At 32.2% G+C, this 18,367-nt stretch carries 17 protein-coding genes; 12 read left to right on the forward strand and 5 right to left on the reverse strand.

Going from position 1 to position 18,367, the window contains the following annotated elements:
* The 9 genes from FJV36_RS16180 to FJV36_RS16220 all read left to right on the forward strand — a co-directional run.
* A partial coding sequence (locus tag FJV36_RS16180) for an IS4 family transposase (RefSeq protein ID WP_158728099.1) occupies positions 1-700 on the forward strand: 700 nt, incomplete at its 5' end.
* A 362-nt stretch (positions 701-1,062) separates the two neighbouring features.
* Entirely contained in the window at positions 1,063-2,586 is a 1,524-nt protein-coding gene (locus tag FJV36_RS16185) for a P-loop ATPase, Sll1717 family (protein ID WP_158728911.1), read from the forward strand.
* A gap of 176 nt (positions 2,587-2,762) precedes the next feature.
* Complete coding sequence (locus FJV36_RS16190) at positions 2,763-3,278, forward strand: hypothetical protein (RefSeq protein WP_158728910.1); 516 nt, start codon at positions 2,763-2,765, stop codon at positions 3,276-3,278.
* A 164-nt stretch (positions 3,279-3,442) separates the two neighbouring features.
* On the forward strand, positions 3,443-3,982 hold the full coding sequence (locus tag FJV36_RS16195) for a hypothetical protein (RefSeq protein ID WP_158728909.1): 540 nt from the start codon (positions 3,443-3,445) through the stop codon (positions 3,980-3,982).
* Between the two features lie 197 nt (positions 3,983-4,179).
* Positions 4,180-4,623 carry a cytochrome c oxidase assembly factor Coa1 family protein gene (locus FJV36_RS16200; RefSeq protein WP_158728908.1) on the forward strand — a complete coding sequence of 148 codons (444 nt, stop codon included), beginning with the start codon at positions 4,180-4,182 and terminating at the stop codon, positions 4,621-4,623.
* 367 nt (positions 4,624-4,990) lie between these two features.
* Positions 4,991-7,432, forward strand: a complete 2,442-nt coding sequence (locus tag FJV36_RS16205) for a DUF4114 domain-containing protein (RefSeq protein WP_158728907.1) — start codon at positions 4,991-4,993, stop codon at positions 7,430-7,432.
* 418 nt (positions 7,433-7,850) lie between these two features.
* Entirely contained in the window at positions 7,851-8,897 is a 1,047-nt protein-coding gene (locus FJV36_RS16210) for a two-component regulator propeller domain-containing protein (protein WP_158728906.1), read from the forward strand.
* A gap of 239 nt (positions 8,898-9,136) precedes the next feature.
* Positions 9,137-10,069 carry a peptidylprolyl isomerase gene (locus FJV36_RS16215; protein ID WP_158728905.1) on the forward strand — a complete coding sequence of 311 codons (933 nt, stop codon included), beginning with the start codon at positions 9,137-9,139 and terminating at the stop codon, positions 10,067-10,069.
* Between the two features lie 90 nt (positions 10,070-10,159).
* A complete protein-coding gene (locus FJV36_RS16220) occupies positions 10,160-10,513 on the forward strand; it encodes a tRNA-binding protein (protein ID WP_158728904.1) in 354 nt (117 codons plus the stop codon).
* 1 nt (position 10,514) lies between these two features.
* Here FJV36_RS16220 and FJV36_RS16225 read toward each other — a convergent pair whose 3' ends face one another.
* The 4 genes from FJV36_RS16225 to FJV36_RS16240 all read right to left on the reverse strand — a co-directional run bounded on the left by FJV36_RS16225 (position 10,515) and on the right by FJV36_RS16240 (position 14,670).
* A complete protein-coding gene (locus FJV36_RS16225) occupies positions 10,515-11,435 on the reverse strand; it encodes a hypothetical protein (RefSeq protein WP_158728903.1) in 921 nt (306 codons plus the stop codon).
* A 111-nt stretch (positions 11,436-11,546) separates the two neighbouring features.
* Positions 11,547-12,353 carry a sulfurtransferase gene (locus FJV36_RS16230; RefSeq protein WP_158728902.1) on the reverse strand — a complete coding sequence of 269 codons (807 nt, stop codon included), beginning with the start codon at positions 12,351-12,353 and terminating at the stop codon, positions 11,547-11,549.
* Positions 12,354-12,457: 104 nt separating this feature from the next.
* Positions 12,458-12,838, reverse strand: a complete 381-nt coding sequence (locus FJV36_RS16235) for a PUR family DNA/RNA-binding protein (protein WP_158728901.1) — start codon at positions 12,836-12,838, stop codon at positions 12,458-12,460.
* Between the two features lie 71 nt (positions 12,839-12,909).
* Positions 12,910-14,670, reverse strand: coding sequence for an ABC transporter ATP-binding protein (locus FJV36_RS16240; protein WP_158728900.1), 1,761 nt, complete (start codon positions 14,668-14,670; stop codon positions 12,910-12,912).
* A gap of 202 nt (positions 14,671-14,872) precedes the next feature.
* On the opposite strand from FJV36_RS16240, the gene FJV36_RS16245 reads away from it, so the two are divergent.
* From FJV36_RS16245 to yajC, 3 genes are all read left to right on the forward strand, one after another.
* Positions 14,873-15,979 (forward strand): Glu/Leu/Phe/Val dehydrogenase, encoded by a 1,107-nt coding sequence (locus FJV36_RS16245; RefSeq protein WP_158728899.1) that lies wholly within the window; start codon positions 14,873-14,875, stop codon positions 15,977-15,979.
* Positions 15,980-16,163: 184 nt separating this feature from the next.
* Positions 16,164-17,075, forward strand: a complete 912-nt coding sequence (gene nusB, locus FJV36_RS16250) for a transcription antitermination factor NusB (protein ID WP_158728898.1) — start codon at positions 16,164-16,166, stop codon at positions 17,073-17,075.
* Positions 17,076-17,094: 19 nt separating this feature from the next.
* Entirely contained in the window at positions 17,095-17,367 is a 273-nt protein-coding gene (gene yajC, locus FJV36_RS16255) for a preprotein translocase subunit YajC (RefSeq protein ID WP_158728897.1), read from the forward strand.
* A gap of 76 nt (positions 17,368-17,443) precedes the next feature.
* Here the strand turns inward: yajC and FJV36_RS16260 are convergent, their stop codons facing one another.
* A complete protein-coding gene (locus FJV36_RS16260; RefSeq protein WP_158728896.1) occupies positions 17,444-17,902 on the reverse strand; it encodes a hypothetical protein in 459 nt (152 codons plus the stop codon).
* Positions 17,903-18,367: the final 465 nt, after the last annotated feature.

Genomic DNA, 18,367 nt, shown 5'->3' on the forward strand with positions numbered 1-18,367 from the left:
TTTTGATGGTAATTTGCCTGCATATATCAATATCACCAACGGTAAAACAGCTGATAATAAGGGAGCTTACGAAATTCCCCTTTTAAAGGGCAGTGTGATTGTTGCAGACCGATTTTATAATGACTTTTCCCTTTTGAATATTTGGGACAGCAACGAGGTGTTTTTTGTAATTAGACATAAAGAGAATTTACAATTTACTACAGTGAAAGAAAATGAATTACCTGAAAATCGTCACGAGCACATCATGAAAGACGAATTGATTGAATTGAAAAATGAGCCTTCAAAAAATAAATATCCAAAGAAATTAAGACGGGTAGCGGTGTGGGATGAAGAAAATGGACAAGTTATTGAACTTATTACAAACCAGTTTTATTGGTCTCCCAACACTATTGGGGAATTATATAAAAGCAGATGGCAGGTAGAAATCTTTTTCAGAGATATAAAGCAGCTACTTCATATAAAATCGTTTATAGGAACATCCGAAAATGCTGTTATGATTCAAATTTGGACGGCTTTAATTACCATTCTCATTCTAAAAGCATTAAAAGCACAATCAAAATTTGATTGGTATTTATCCAATTTAGTAGCTTTCATACGATTGAATCTTTTCGTTAAAATTGACTTGCAAAAATGGTTAGATAAGCCATTTGAAGAACACATAGAGCCTCCTCCAGAAAACATACAGGGGGTTCTGTTTTAAAAAATGACCATTTCTAAGGTGTAAACTCAATGAAATGGGCGGATTTTATATGATGTAATTTTATTTAGGACAGGATTGTATCCAGACTATTATAAGGTTAAATGGTATGAAACTATTACAGTTCCCTTGGAATATTTTTTAATGACAAAACTAGTTTATATCTTATTAATGGTTGCACCCGCAATTCTTATAATTAAATTAATTAGTAAATAGAAAATATGTTGCCTAACAGGTAAAATTGATTTGGGTAATTGATTTTGTATTTGATAGATTTATCAAATCTGAAAAATCGAGCTTAATTTAGTGCCAAACCCAATAATTATCTGAATTTTAGCAGTAATATTAAAACGACATCATAAATCATGACAACAGAACAATTTATAAATAATCTTGGTTTTGAAACAAATCCGTTTCAATATTCAAATGCAGACAAAGAAGTCGAATACTTAAATGCTTATTTTATCAAACCTGATTATTTTGAAGACGTCTGGGGTAATCCTTATAATCCTGTCTCAAATATTGTTTATGCTCCGAGAGGAGGAGGGAAAACAGCCCAAAGAATAATGATTGAGAAAAGGGCTAAAGAGTCAAAGGACATTCTTGCTATTACTTATACAAATCATGACTTGTCAGAATTTAAAAAAATAGAAGAAGTCAATTTAAAATATCATCTTACATATTTAAATAGACTACTTTTAATTTCGTTTTTCGACAGAATAAATGATGAAAATTTTGATTTCGACTTTACTTTTACATTTACTGAGCGACAATATATTTATAAATTAGCTCGAATTTATTTATTCGATACACCTGTTTCTTTTCCCAATCACGCCATTCAATCACTAAAGACTTTGGAGGATTATGCAGTTGATTTATGGAAAGGATTTAAAGAACCGATAACAAATGTAATCAGACAAATTTCAAAAAGTAAAGGACTCGAAGTTGACCTTTCAAATATTGAGGTAGATAAAAAATTAGAACTAAGTCATAAAGACAACACTTTTAATATTATAAGTTTATTAAAAAAAGCAGGCTACAATTGCGTTTACATATTGATCGATAAAGTTGATGAGCAAAATTTAACTGGAAATAATCCTTCCGCAAGTTTCTTATTAATTTCTGACCTAATTAAAGACTTAGAGTTGTTGGAAACCCCAAATTTAAGTTTTAAGTTTTTTTTGTGGGACGCATTAAAACCGTACACCGTTGAAGCTGCTCGTCCAGATAGAGTATTTTCATATGATTTGCGTTGGACATGGACGCAAATCATTGAGATGTTATCTAAAAGAACAGAAGCATATAGTGATGGAAAAATTAAAAATTTTGAATCGTTATTTGATAATCGCAAATCTCTTGGAAGAATAATTTTGTTTTCAGAATTATCACCAAGAGACTGTATAAGAATCTGTAATAGAGTTTTGTCCGAACAATTTAAAGAAAATCCACATTCATTAACCTTTAGTGAGACAGTTGTAGATAGATCAATTGAACAATTTTGTAAAGAAAAAGCTCAAGAATTAATAGTTAATTCTACTAATCTAAAACACTTAACAAAAACAAATCGAGTTTCATATACTATTGAGGAACTTGTTACAGCAAAAGTTGCAGCTGACTCGCCAGCAATAAGGAATATTATAAATCCTTGGACAACTGCAGGGTATCTAAAAAAGATTGGCCTTGTTGAAAGGAAAAATGCAAAATCTGTGAATGAGTATGCTTACCAAGATATTAGACTTGCTTTTATGGCGACACCAACTTTGAGTCTTGAACAATTTATAAATATTAAGGTGAGACGTTGTAAAACTCCTTCATGCAAAACATTTTATTATCGTGACTTTGACAGAAAATCATATTTCTGCCCAGAGTGTAATACCGAAAATGAATAATACTTCAGCTAATTTAAGTTTTGCAATATAGCGGGTTTTGGACTTAAGTTGAAGTTGGTTTTGTGCCTGCAAATTACTTGTTAACCGAAAGTTCAGACTCCCTTAATCTGCCACTTCTGCAAGCTTCAAAACACTAGCTGAACGTGTTCAAACTGACAATAAATAAAAACAGAAAAATGACAAAAAAAGATTTAATAAAACGGTTAAAGTGGTATCAGCCATTGGAACGGTCGCATGCATTTATTACTTTCCCGTTAATTGGGATCTATTTGCTCTTTACTTATTCATTTGTTGATATACTATTTATTTTATATGGCTTAGTGCTGTGTATTTGCATATTGTTTCAAGGGCAACTTTACTGGAAACTAAAACTTGATAGGCTTACCGGAAAGGCATTTGACCAAAACAAGAATCTAATGTTTTTTAGAAAATCAAAAAGAAGAAACCTTTTTATGATAGGTTTAATCCCCTTAGTATTTATTATCCAGCTCTATTTTTCTGATTGGGAGGTAAAAACAGAGAATTTGATGTTGTGGGCAATCATAGCAAACGTTTTTGGCATTCTGGAACACATCAATTATTATAATAGACAATTAATGATAGACAACACATCTGATTTAAACTATGTAATTAGAAACCGAAAACTTAAAATTGCAAGTTTGGCTAAGGACTTGATGGAAAATAAAATTTAAAACAATAGGAGCAAATAAGCTACTAGCAGTTTAGGAATTTGACTTCATGGGGAAATGGTTTTGTATTTGTAAAGTCAATGTTTATCTGAAAGTCTAGACTTCCTTAAATCCGCACATCTCAAAGCATCCTCACGGTGGTAACAACCTAAAAGAAAAACAAAAGAATGAAATTCGACAGAAATGATAAAATAGAAATTTTTGAAAATGCAATTAGTTGGATTGTAGTATTTGCAATGTTTGTTTATGGTGGAGCTAAAATAGTTCAATTTGATGGAGCTGCTGAAATTGACAAAACTGTTTCAGAAATGACTGGAATGGAATTGATGTGGGCTTTTTATGGTTACTCAAAAGCATATGCAATAACTTTAGGACTTTTTGAAATAATTGGAGGAACATTGATTTTGATAAAAAGAACCAGAATTATTGGTTGTTTGTTCACATCTACTATACTTGTAAATGTGATTTTACAAAATATATTTTTCCAAGTGCATTTTGGGGCTCTAAAAGTAGCAATCCTATACCAATTAGTAATTCTAATAATTTTATGGTTGAATAAAGATAAAGTTATTCAAAGCATCAAGAGTTTAATCCATTTCAATACATCTCAGCAACCGAGATTTAAATTTATACTCAAATTAGGAATTGCTTTTATTTGTTTTGTCATATTGAGAATAGCTGAATACTTTATAACAATGAAATTGTAGAGCCAGTAGATAAAGGTTATTACAACGGATTTATGTATTGGACATAATTAAAAGTCGATTTTGTATTTGAGAATATTAACTTCGTCTATTCGGTATCGCTCGGGTGACGAATCCGAATTGAGGGTCAAATCGTTAGCAGCGTGTTTGAGCCAAAATTCCGCGAAAAAATAATTGAAAAACAAATCAAAATACACAATATGGATAATGAATTAATTAGGGAACAATCTTGGTGGAAAAGAAATTGGAAATGGTTTTTACCAACGTTCATAATAATGCTTTTGCTTGGATTTGGATTACTTTTGAGTTCAAGCGTTGACGGAAATGTTACAGATATTGCTCAAGCGTATGCTGACAATTCACTTTATGAAAAAGCAATTGAAAAAGCAATTGAAAAAGCGAAAACGAATAAAAGAGTTCTTGAAGTAATGGGAGAAATAGAACCGATTGATAAATTAGCAATTTTAGAAGGAAATGCGATTTATTCAAACAATCATAATTCAGTTGAATTGTCTGTGAGAGTTAAGGGAAATAAAGGAAAAGGAAAAATGGATATTTCTGCTAAAAAAAATGGGAATGAATGGGAGTTTAAAAAAATTAACATACGAATTAAAGAGCCGAAAGAAGAAATCCAAATTTTATAAGATACAATTTAGTAGTAAAAACAAAACCATTCGCAAACAAGTAGTATCCTGAAAAACAAGTTTATTTAAATTTGTTTTCTAAATTTATAGTAGCAAATAGGTAATCTCTGGTGGTTTTTCAATGGATATTTATTTTTTATAGCCTCAACTTGATTGAGGCTATTTTATTTAATGGCAATTGGCTTTTTTACTGTTGTTCGCTCGGTTTTTGTTGCCATCAATGGCAATGGTTGCACAGTGGATTAAATTGCTATCAGGTTGTCTTTAGCAAATTGTTTTTCGTCTACAGTAAAATACAGCATAACTAAAAGTTTAGATTAGATTCTATCAAGATCATAAATTTGCTATAAAATTAATATCCTTGATTATGAAAAAATATTTACTTTTAATAGTTTTCTTTATTTTTTCGGCCTCTTTTGGTCAAAATTATAATTTTTTGGGCCCCTACACATCCGATGGTACACCGCAATACTTTGTGACCAGTGATGTGATTACAACTCAAACCTTAGATTTGATAAATAATTCACTTCCAGAAAGATATCCAGTTCCAATTTATAATCCACAATACATTTCATCGGGTTATGATACTGATTTAGTAATCGATAAATATGCTGATGTATGGGTGACTTTTGTTAGTGAAGGAGCAGGATATAGAAATGTTTTGGGTTTTTACACCTATGATATCAATAATCCACCAAGTACAGCACCAGCGGCTAATCAAATTACTATTGTATTTCCTAATGTATCGGCGGCGGGTAGCGGCGGAAGTTTGGTGGCGGGTAATAAAGTAAAAATTGGTACTTTTCCAGCCGGAACCGGAATCGGTTGGGTTTTGTTGGCCAATGGATGGAATGGTACAGCAGTAACATCTGGTTTGTGGAAATTGTTTTCTAATCCTAATTTTAATCCAGAAGCCAATCCAGCATTAAGACAACACAATGTGCTCTTGAACGACCCTACCAATGAAAGAATTATTCTTGGTTTTGAAGATATTAGAAGAGATTATGGCAGCTGTGATAATGATTTTAACGATGCTATATTTTATATTTCAGCCAATCCTTATGATGCTGTTTTAATAAATAACATCGCCGATGTAAGTATGGCAACAGATGTAAGTTCAGGAAACAACGGAGGGTTAGAAAGTAATGGTGATTTAGCGACCTTGATCGCTAAAAGAAATTTTAACAGAATAAAAACAAATGGTTATGATGACAAAAAAGCAACACAAAAAAAGTTTGTTAAATCCTCTAGTAATGCTAAAATATCAGGTTCTAGTGTTGATTTTTCAACTATTATCCCAAATACAGGAATGTTTGGTACCGAAACTACTTCTGTTTCCAGTCCCAGCGACTTAATTGGTATCACAAATGCAAAACAAGTATATGCAGTTGATTATTATCAAGGCGAAAATCGTCTTGCAGCACTTCTTGCAACAACAACTACAGGAAGTATTTATAGTCATTCGAAAGCAATTTGTGACCGTTTGAATAATTCATCTCTTGAAGACATCAGAACGATTGAGTTAAATGGTTACGAAATTATAATGTCCAAAATAAAAAGAGCCAATGGATTAATAGAATATGCATTGAATTTTTCTATTCAAGATACAGGAACGGATAAAAAATTGCACAGTTATTGGAATATTGATCAATATCCAGCTGGAGATTACCTTAATTTTCAGGTTTGGGGTTCATCAATGGGACAAATTTGTAGTATAACCAATGCTATGATTGTTAAATTTAAAGAACAAGGAACTTTGACTAATATTAAGGTTGATAATCGAATTCCATCTGTTTTTGTGAAAAAAGGATCCTACAAAAATGGTAAATTAGCGCTTACTTTAATAAATAAATTGGGTTCTTCGAATATAGATCTTCAAGCTAATAAAAAAGTGACAGAATTATCCAATATTGATTTTGTTGCTAAAAGCATCACACTAACAGGTTCTTATGAGCAGAATATTCAACTTGACTTGGGTGGATTATTTGATGTTGGACTTTCTATTTTTGGTAACAAATCTAAACAAATAGATGCATTGTATTTAGCAGATGGTCCTTGGGGACTAGATTATTCAAAAACAGAAACTACAGTTTCGACCTTTAATATAGACAATGTTTCAAATAGTAATTTATCAACAGATCAATATGCAATAGAAAGAAATGTAACGGTTGCAGGAACTATTTATGGCACTTTGAATGTGTTTAGAAATATTCTTCCAGGCGAATTGGCTTTTGATGCTAGCTCTTATTCAACAGTAGGTTTTGCAATTAGCAGCTCGGTTCCTGTGGAAGTCGTTTTAGTAACGGAAAACACAAAAGATTGGAACAACAGATTGCGTTTTAAAATTCCTGCAAACACAAGCGCTACAGAGGTAGATCTTCTTTTAGAGAATTTTACAAACTCCGTGGGTCAAAAATATAATAATGAAAAAATTAAAGGATTAGTTTTTTCATTTCAAGGGGATTATCAAGCTTTTCAATCATTTGCGGTTAATGTTTCTAAAGTAGCCTTTAAAACCTCAGGTACTTTAAGCGTTAGTGATTTTACAAATGAAATCAATGCAAAAATATATAATTATCCAAACCCTTGCACCACGGCTACAACAATAGTTTTACCTAAAGCAATTGAGTATGCCAATGTAAAAATCATTGATTTGAACGGAAGAATAATTGTTAATAAAGACCATAATGCTATTGCCTCAAGTAACGAAATTGAAATAACATTAGAAAACACAAGCAAAGGAGTTTATTTCCTTAAAGTTACCACAAAAGAAAACGAAACTTTTCAAACTAAATTGATTGTAAATTAAAGTTTTCATCCTCTAATTTTTTAAAAGACTGTCTAACTTAATGTTGATATTCATAGTAATATCAACATTACTGAAATAATTCATAAATTGGAAAATCAATTCTAATTTCTTCTCATATTTTTTCCACACTTACGATACTTTTGATGAAATATTTTTATTAAAAAATGGACAAATAATAAAGAGAGTGCTTAAAGAAGAGTTTAGTAGTTTGGGGAGTGAAATGAAAGCTTTTACAATCGGAAATAAAATAGACAAGTTAAACCTTAAATAAAAAAAGTCAGGTAACAGAAGCAACTGTTTTGGACAAATCGGCCTAATTAAAAGTTAAATTTTTTATTTGAGTTGGATTACTTTGTTATTTAACTGTAGATTAGACTTTGAAAGGATGTTTTTACTAATCCATCAATAAAACAACAACATGATAAAGTCCATAAAAGTAATCGTTCTCTTCCTTCTTTTTGTTTGTCATGTTTCGTGTACACAACATCAATTAGAAGGGAAAATAACAAAAGTCAATCCCAGTGATCTTAAAGCTACCACTACATATGGACCTGAAGGTATTACTAGAAATATCATTCAGGATAAAAAAGGGATGATTTGGATGGCATCGTTTCGTGGTGTTTATAAATATGACGGAACGTTTTTTACTAACATGACAAAATCCTTAACGTCATCACGCTTTTATTCTATTTTAGAAGATACAAAAGGCAATTTGTGGTTTGGCACCGTTGGCGCTGATGCGTCTGGAGTATATCGGTATAACGGAAAATCTTTCGAAAATTTTACAACTGCACAAGGACTTCTTAACAATGAAGTGAGTAGTATTTATGAGGATACAAACGGTACGTTCTGGTTTGGCGTTTCGGGTGGGTTTAGTTTTTTTGATGGAAGCTCTTTTCAAAATTTTATCATAGACGAAAACGGAATTCATGAAGACAAAACTGGAAAAATATTTGCAAAAAGGCAATCTTTTAAGCATACCGTCAATTCTATTTTGAAAGATGATAAAGGTGTTTTATGGATTGCCACAGGAGACAAAACATACCAATACCATCAAGAGAAAGCAACTGTAATGACTCATGAGCAGACACCTTTTTATAACGCTCGTCTTCTTATGAAAGATACAAACGGATCCATATGGCTGGGTGGTAACCACGGTTTATGGCGTTACAAGAACCATGCTTTTAGTAATTTTTCTAAAACTTTCGTGTCTAGCATAGCTGAAGATGCTAGCGGAGCTATATGGTTAGGCACCGCAAAAAATGGAGTGACACCCAAGTGGGATCTTTCTGAATTGCGTTCAAATGATGTCCGTAATGAATATTTTAAAGGAGTCACAATTCCTAATTTACCAATGATTTTTGGAGTCACTGCGTCAAGAGATGGGAATATTTGGTTAGCTACCTTTGATGGCGTTTTTCGCTATGATGGTAAAACAATGAAGAGTTTTAATAAAACGAAATAATTTAAGGAACAATTGATTAAGTGACAAATACATTAGAGTGGGAGTGAAGGTGTGACTTTGATATTAGAGGTCAACTTTCGTAGTTATGCTATTTCTAATTCAAAGTTTTTTTACGTTTAAATTCGTTTACTATATCAATCCATTATTTCATTATAGACCATTTCTAAATCAACGAATCTCCAAATTCCCTTTTTAAAATTATTTTCGTAAATTTGCGATTCAATAAAAATTAAACAACAATGGAAAACGGAATATATGCTAAATTCAACACTACAAAAGGTGCTATTTTAGTAAAACTCACACACGATTTAACACCAGGAACAGTAGGTAACTTTGTAGCTTTAGCCGAAGGAAACCTTGAAAACAAAGTAAAACCACAAGGAGTTAAGTTTTATGATGGTTTGAAATTTCATAGAGTAATTCCTGATTTTATGATTCAAGGTGGTTGTCCACAAGGAACAGGAACAGGAGATCCAGGGTACAAATTTGATGATGAATTTCACCCAAGTTTAAAGCACAACCGTCCGGGAGTTTTGGCAATGGCTAATTCAGGACCAGGAACAAATGGTTCTCAGTTTTACATTACACACGTTCCTACAGATTGGTTGGACAACAAGCACACTGTTTTTGGACACGTTGTTGAAGGACAAGATACTGTTGATGCTGTGGCTCAAGGGGATGTGTTAGAATCTTTAGAAATCATAAGAGAAGGTGAAGAGGCTAAAAACTGGAACGCAATTGAGTCTTTTATCACTTTCAAAGGTGCTAGAAACAAGCGTGACGCTGCCTTAAAAGCAGAGGCTGAAGCAGCTATGGAAAAATTAGCAGCTGGATTTGAAAAAACTGAAAGCGGATTGCGTTACCAATTCATTCAAAGAGGTGAAGGTAAAAAAGCAGAAAGCGGTAAAACTGTTTCGGTACACTATGAAGGTTCGTTAGAAAACGGAAAAGTTTTTGATTCATCATACCCAAGAAAAAAACCAATCGAATTTAGATTGGGTCAAGGTCAAGTAATCGAAGGATGGGACGAAGGTATTGCACTTTTAAAAGTAGGTGACAAAGCTCGTTTTGTAATTCCATCTGATTTAGGATATGGTCCAAGAGGAGCTGGAGGAGTGATTCCGCCAAATGCTACTCTTATTTTTGATGTAGAATTAATGGATGTAAAATAATCCACTCTTATACTAAGTTAACAGACTCCCAAAATGTATTTTTTGGGAGTTTTTTTTGTATTATTGATTTTATAAAAAAAAACATCTGCAATGAATACAGAACACGATACACCCTTGTCATGGGAAGAATTTGAAAGAGTAGAAATGCGTGTGGGTACCATTTTAGAAGTTCATGATTTTCCCGAAGCTAGAAAACCGGCCTATCAATTAATAATAGATTTTGGGACTGAAATAGGAATTAAAAAATCATCTGCACAAATCACTAAGCGATACCAAAAAGAAGATCTATTACACCGACAAATTGTTGCAGTTGTCAATTTTCCAAAAAAACAAATAGGAAAGTTTTTTAGTGAATGTTTAGTGTTAGGATCGGTTGGAACGGAGGGAGGTATCGTGTTATTGTCTCCCGATTTTAAGGTTGAAAACGGGTTGCGAATAGGTTAATTTACTCTTCAAATGAGGTTTGGATTTTAGCATCAAGTGTCTCGTACTTATTATGGATTGCTAATATAATCACGCCAAACAATACCGCAGAGACAATTAAAATCGTGTTTAAAAAACCCTCAGTTCCAAAGGAGAGTTTTATCAATATCGTTGAAATGATAAATCCAGAATTGCGAATTACTTTGCTAAATTTATCCGATAAGAAAAATGAAAACAACAACAATAACACTTCAATCAAAATCAAGATGGTGAAAAAATCATCAAAGAAAATTTTATTGATGTCTTTCATTTTTGTAACAATTTGAGTTATCGAAAAGAAATTTTCATAAATCCAATGTCCTAAGCTATAAACTGATAAACTCAGAAAAACTGGAATAAGAATCATTGCAAAAATATTTTTGAGGTTGATGAATGATGCAATTGCAGTAGTTTTTTGGATTTTAGACTGGTTTACTTCATTTTCTTTACTTAGTTTATAAAAGAAAAAGAGCAACAGAAAAAGTAGTATTGTAGCCAGTATGTCTAGTGTAAAATTTACATTGGCAGCAGAGTCAAACCAGTTGTCTTTAAAGTCGAGTTTAGTCAAATCTTTAAAGATACGTCTTATGATTATAAGGGTTATGATTTCATACTGTTTTCCAATGTATATGGTGGTTGATTTTGGTAAATAGTAAATTAAAAGATATACCTCATAAATCAAGATAAATGAGAAGGGCGTATAAATTGCAGCAATAGGATTGCTCAATAATTTAGAGTATTTTGGGATATCTATCCAGCCTAGATCAATGATTACAATGATACTAAGATGTATCAAGAAGAAAATGATAGCGAGAGACACAAAAAATTTTTCGGCTCTTTTTTTAGTTTCTTCAGATAACAGCAAGCGATATAAAAACTGAAAAATAAGGTAGGATTGTTTCATGGATATCAATTATACATTAAAAGTACGGAATTACGGCTTTAAAAATATTGATTTTCAGTAAATTAACTACTGTTTATACTTTTTTAAGGCACTTCGTTTAAAATAGTATTCTTATTTTTCTTGTCCCCATTCGGCCCACGAGCCATCATAAATTGCGCAATTGTGTTTGCCAATCAAAGCGTAAGCAAGCATCACGATACAAGCAGTAACTCCTGATCCACAGTAAATAATAAGCGGTTTATCATCAGGGATTAAAATCGTTGTAAGTTTTTCTGGGTGCAAAAAAGTAGTTTCGCAAAGTACACTTGAGAAAGGAATATTGAGCGCCATTGGGATATGTCCGCTTTGAAGTCCGGCTCTAGTTTCTTTTATTATACCCTTAAAACGATTTTCAATACGGGCGTCAACTACAAGATATTTTTGATCAAGAATGTTTCTTCCAACTTGATTGTTAGTTTTAACTAGTTCTGGTTGAAAATCAACTTCAAAATCACCGAGTGTATACACTTCTTTTTCGGGAATGTGTTCTACAGTGTAATTGTTTTTTATCCATTGTGGCAATCCGCCATCAAGTACTGCAATATTGATAAATCCCATAACTTTAAACAACCACCAAACTCTTGGACTGGAGTAAATCCCTAAGTTGTCATACACTACTAGAATACTATTTTTAGAGATACCAAGTTTACTGGCCTCTTGTTCAAATTGACTTGGACTTGGTAGGGAATTGGGTAACGGATTATTTTGATCGCTAAATGCTGTTTTTAAATCAAAGAATCGAGCTTTAGGGATTCTCAGATTATCAAAATCAGTTATGGCTTTAGCCTGATTTTCTTTAAGACTAGCGTCTAATATTATTAGATTGGGTAAATCTTGGTTTTTATATAGCCATTCTACCGATACTATTGTTGAGGTCATTTTTTGCATTTTGACAAATAAATTAAAAATCTAGGTTTTAAAATAAAAAAGTCCAAAAACTATACGTTTTTGGACTTTCTTGGTTTAAGTAAGTAAGTAAAAAATTAAATATCATCAAAATCTATATCTGTAAATGTTGATGTTTGTGGTAAGCTATCATTGTCTTGTTTCTCTAAAGTATATTCTTTTTTAAAATCTTTCTGGTGTCTTTCAGATATTACTTCTTCACCTTTGTGATTTAATACATAAGAGGTCATTTCGCCAAGAATTTCTGCAAAAGCAGTAAAGTCTTCTTTATACAAGTAGATCTTATGTTTTTTAAAATGAAACGATCCGTCTTCTTCTGTAAATTTTTTACTCTCTGTGATGGTAATATAGTAATCATCAGCTTTTGTAGAGCGCACATCAAAGAAATAAGTTCTTCTTCCAGCTCTTAAAACTTTAGAAAATATTTCTTCTTTTTCTAACATGTCATGTTCTCTCATATTCCTTTCAGTCAATTTATGGTTGTTAACTAGCATTCAAAAATCTACAAAAAATATGTATTATACAACAATTAAAGCATTTCTTTTTCTGAAAGTTGTTTCAAATGCAAGTCGGCATAATACCCGTTTTGATTTATCAATTGATTATGAGAACCTTGTTGAATAATTTGCCCATTGTCTATGATAATTATATTATCAGCATTTTTTGCTGATGAAATACGATGACTCACAATAATAGTAGTTTTGTCTTTGCAAATAGCGTTTAGGTTGCTTAAAATAGCTTCCTCAGTCTCTGTATCAACTGCCGAGAGGCAATCGTCAAATAATAGTATAGGCGAATTTTTTATGATGGCTCTTGCAATAGATACGCGCTGTTTTTGCCCCCCAGAAAGTGTAATACCGCGTTCTCCTAGTACGGTTTCATATTTTTTGTTAAACCCCATAATATTGTCATGAACAACGGCACTTTTGGCGGCAGCCTGCACTTCTTGATCCGTTGCATTTTCTTTACCAAACTTGATGTTGTTATTAATACTATCTGAAAATAAAAAAGCATCTTGTGGGACAATACCAATACTGTTACGTAAATCAAATAAATTTAGAGTACTAATTTCAGCTGAATCTATTGTGACCTGACCACTCGATACATCGTACATACGAGAAATTAACGATAAAATAGTTGACTTACCAGATCCCGTTTTCCCTAAAATGGCCAATGTTTCTCCTTTTTTAACGGTAAATGAAATATCTTTTAAGGCTTGAATATTGGTGTCGTCATACGTGTAACTCACGTTCTGGAATGCAATGCTGCCTTCAATAATAGATTTGTTTTGATTGTTGTTCTTAATCTCAGGTTCTATTTTAAGAAATTCATTAAGTCTCTTTTGAGATGCTTCTGCTTCTTGAACCATTGATGAAACCCAACCCAGTGAGGCAACTGGCCATGTAAGCATGTTGACATACAAGATGAATTCAGCAATGGTTCCAATATGTTTTATAGAGCCGTTGATGTACATGAGACCGCCAAAATAAATTACAACTAAGTTACTAATCCCAATTAAGGCAAGCATTAACGGACCAAATAGCGATTGCACCTTGGCTAGATTTAAGCTTTTGCTTTTACTTTCATCGGCCAGATTTACCATGTTTTGTTGGTGTTGCTGTTCTAGTGAGTAGGCTTTTATAACTCTAATTCCAGAGAAAATCTCTTGAGAGAAACTAGAAATCTTTGATAAATACTGTTGAAAAATAGTGCTTCTAGAATTTATTTCAGAGCTCAATTTAAAGATGGCATAAGATAAAATAGGAAGTGGTAATAAGGTGTACAGAGTCAAAATAGGAGACACGTTGTACATATATACAATTACTATTGCAAACCTAATTATTGTATTTATTGTGTACATGACCGCGGGTCCTACGTACATGCGCACTTTAGAAACGTCCTCGCTAATGCGGTTCATTAAATCTCCCGTACGGTTTTGTTTGTAAAAGTTTTGAGTTAAGTTTTCATATTGCCTGAATACTTCATTTTTTAAATCAAATTCAATGTGTCTGGACATTACAATAAGCGTTTGCCTCATCAAGAAGGTCAAAAAACCGGCTATGATTGTAGTTGTAATAATCAGTACTATATTGGATATCAATTCGTCTTGAATTACGGATTTAGCTACTGATTTTTCTTTGGCGAAAGCCTCAATTACCATAAAAGATTGACTGATCAACTTTGGGGTAAAAAGCATGAATATCTGAGCTATGACTGTAAATACGATTCCGAGTAAAAAGCTGTATTTATATTTGACGAAATATTTATTTAAATAACGTAATTCTTTCATTTTTAGTAAGGTATTCTAATTTTTTAACTTTTATTGTAACGATTAGCTAGCTTTTTACAAGATTATATTGCAGAATATCAGTTGAAAATTATTGATAAATTGATGATTTTTTTCAGAAATGTTATTGCATATTTAAATTTTATGTAGATTTGGCTAGTCTTTTTGACAAATTCATAAATGTCTCACTATTAAAACTTACACAATGAAAGCAGATTTCACTACTGGAAAAGAACTTCAAAAAATGGATCCCGTTTTTGGTCAATTATCATTTGATGATCACGAGCAAATTGTATTTTGTAATGACAAAGATACGGGTTTAAAAGCAATTATTGGTATTCATAATTCGGTAATGGGACCCGCATTAGGTGGTACAAGGATGTTTAATTACGTTAATGAGTGGGAAGCACTTAATGATGTTTTGCGTCTTTCACGCGGTATGACCTTTAAAGCAGCTATAACAGGCCTAAATATAGGTGGTGGTAAAGCGGTTATTATTGGTGATGCTAAAACTCAAAAGAATCCTGCATTAATGCGAAAATTTGGAGAGTTTGTACATTCATTAAGTGGACGATACATTACTGCAGAAGATGTAGGAATGGAAACGGCAGATATGGATATTGTAAGAGATGTGACTCCTTATGTTACGGGAATTTCTGAATCTAGAGGTGGTGCTGGAAATCCATCTCCAGTTACAGCTTACGGGGTGTATTTGGGAATGAAAGCGGCTGCCAAACAGCAGTTTGGTACCGATGTATTGAGTGGTAAAAAAGTATTAGTTCAAGGAATAGGACACGTAGGAGAAACATTGGTTGACTATTTAACCAAAGAAGGAGCCATTGTTACTATTGCTGATATAAATGAAGAAAAACTAGTAGAAGTAGGAGCAAAGTATAACGCCGAAATATATAGAGGTGAAGATCTTTACACTGCTGATGTAGATATTTACGCGCCATGTGCGATGGGTGCGACTTTAAATGATAGTACCATTTCAAAATTAAAAGCAAAAGTTGTTGCTGGTGCAGCAAATAATCAACTTGCAGATGAGAATATTCATGGTGCTTTATTGCAACAAAAAGGAATTTTGTATGCACCAGATTTCTTGATTAATGCAGGTGGAATTATCAACGTTTATGCAGAGTTAGCACATTATGACAAGGCTGAAATAATGCGTAAAACCGAAAATATTTACAACACGACGCTGGAAATATTTGATTATGCTATTGCAAATGGGTGCACCACACATAAGGCGGCGCTTACAATTGCGCAAAATAGAATTGATCAAAGAAAATTAGAGAACAGTAAAAAGTAGTTTTTATACTCAGCTGCCAGTATTTAGTGATGCCTAAATTGCCATCACTAAATACTGATTGCTGAATACTTCAAAATAAGCGATTATATATTTTATTTTAAAAAATGAAATCCTTATTTTTGCACCCTAATAAATTTAAAGTTCTTACAAGGTGGTAAATAGAAGACACATACGCGTAAAGGTCATGCAATCCATTTATGCAATGCATCAAAGCGGTTCAGATAGTTTGGAAAAAGAGGAGAAATTCCTCCATTTTAGTATTGATAGTATCCAAGATTTGTACCTTATAATGCTCTCTTCACTGATTGAAATTTGTAAGACTGAGACTGTTTATTTGCATAAATCAAGTCTTAAACATTTAGCTACCCCTGCAGAACGTAACCCAAATGAAAAATTTATCAAAAATAAAATTTTTCAAATCCTTTCAGATAATAATTCATTAAGTATAGCGCTGGAAAATCGTAAAATTAACAATTGGTCATTAAATGATGATTATATTGTCTTGCTGCTTAAAGAAATTAAATCTAGTACGATATATCATGACTACATGCAAAGCGGGATGAACACATTTGAAGAAGATCGACAATTTATTGTTGATTTATTCATGAAAGTGATTGTTCCAAATGAAAAACTGTATGATTACCTTGAAGATGATAAATTAACTTGGGTTGATGATATTCCGCTAGTTAATACGCATATCATTAAGCAATTAAAAGCAATCAAGGCTGGTGAAGATGACAATTTTAGAGTTCCAAAATTGTATAAGGATAATGAGGATAGAGATTATGTAAAAGAGTTATTTCGTAAAACAGTTTTAAACGAAAAAGAATTAGCCAAAGAGTATTTGGATAAAACACCTAATTGGGACAGTGAAAGAATAGCAGAAATTGACACCATTATTTTAAAAATGGCAATTTGTGAGTTTCTTAAATTTCCGTCTATTCCTGTAAAAGTGACATTGAATGAATATCTAGAAATTGCCAAAGAATATTCTACCCCAAAAAGTAGTATATTTATCAATGGTATTCTAGATAACCTTGTGAAAGAATTAAATACAAATAAAAGAATTATCAAAGCCGGTCGCGGTTTGATGTAACAAAAAAATAAAAAAAAGCATGGAACAATTACAGCAGTTTGCACCTTTCATTTTAATGTTTGTCGTTATCTATTTCTTTATGATTAGACCACAACAAAAAAGAGCTAAAAATGAGAAGGCATTTGAAAGCAGCTTAAAAGTGGGAGATAAAATCATTACCAAAAGTGGATTGCACGGAAAAGTAGCTGAACTAGCAGAAACTACGGTGGTAATAGAGACTATGTCTGGTAAGTTAAAAATGGAGCGCTCTGCCATTTCAATGGAAATGAGTGCAGCTCTAGTTAAAAAATAAGATATCAAACGGTACTTAGTAAAAAAGTCCCAAATTACATTGTAATTTGGGACTTTTTGAATTTAAAAAAATATTTTTATTTTTTATTCTTCTTGTTCTTTTTAGCTTTTTTTGATTTAGCTTTAGCTTTTTTCGCTTTCAGTTTTGCTTTTACTTTAGCTTTTTTTGCTTTGTCTTTTTTAGTTTTCTTTGCTTTTTTAGCTTTGGCTTTAGCTTTTTCTTTGGCATTCGCCTTTGCTACTTTTTTCTTTTCTTTGTCTTTCATTTTTACTTTGTTTTTATTTTTTTCTTTTTTGTCTTTCTTTTCCTTTTTATTTACTATATCCTCAACTAAAGAAGTTGTAACTTCTTCTTCTGATGCTGGTGTTTCAATATCAGTAGTTTCAGCTGTAAGTGATGGATTTTCTGTTGTGTCTTCAGTCTCTACAGAAATAGCTGCTTTTTTTGATACTGGAGCGCGTCTTACTCTTTCGGGTTTAGTATTCTCAGGCGTTGATTCTGGTGTGAGGTTTGTTTCCTCTTCGTGTGATGTCATAAAATAAGTAGTTTATAGTTGTTTGACGTTATCATAAATCACAATATTAATAAATTGTTATTTTTACGTTAGTAAATGTAGTGAATTTATTTATTGCTCAATGTTAAGCTTTTGTTTTAGGTGTTTTTTTTTACAAGGATATGCTTGTAGTGCGCTATTCTATTGTTGATCCATATTCAAAAAAAAAAGTCTCGCATCAGAGGAGGGCACTGAAAAACATCGCTTATTTTGATTAGCATCCTTTTTTAGATAATAAAAAACGCTTGTAACAGGATTTTAAACATCCGTTATAAGCGTTTTTTTTTTGCAACTGTTTTTTATTGTAGGTTATATGAGTTGGTTTTTGACTTATACAGGTTCATTTGGCAAAATGCATGTGTAGATTACATTTTCTACATTAATTTGAGTATTCTTTTTAAGTTGACTGTAAAAATTGCTATTGCACCTTGCATTTGCATATTGGTA

The organism is Flavobacterium sp. I-STPP5a, assembly GCF_009764685.1.
In the GTDB taxonomy this organism is placed as follows: Bacteria; Bacteroidota; Bacteroidia; order Flavobacteriales; family Flavobacteriaceae; genus Flavobacterium.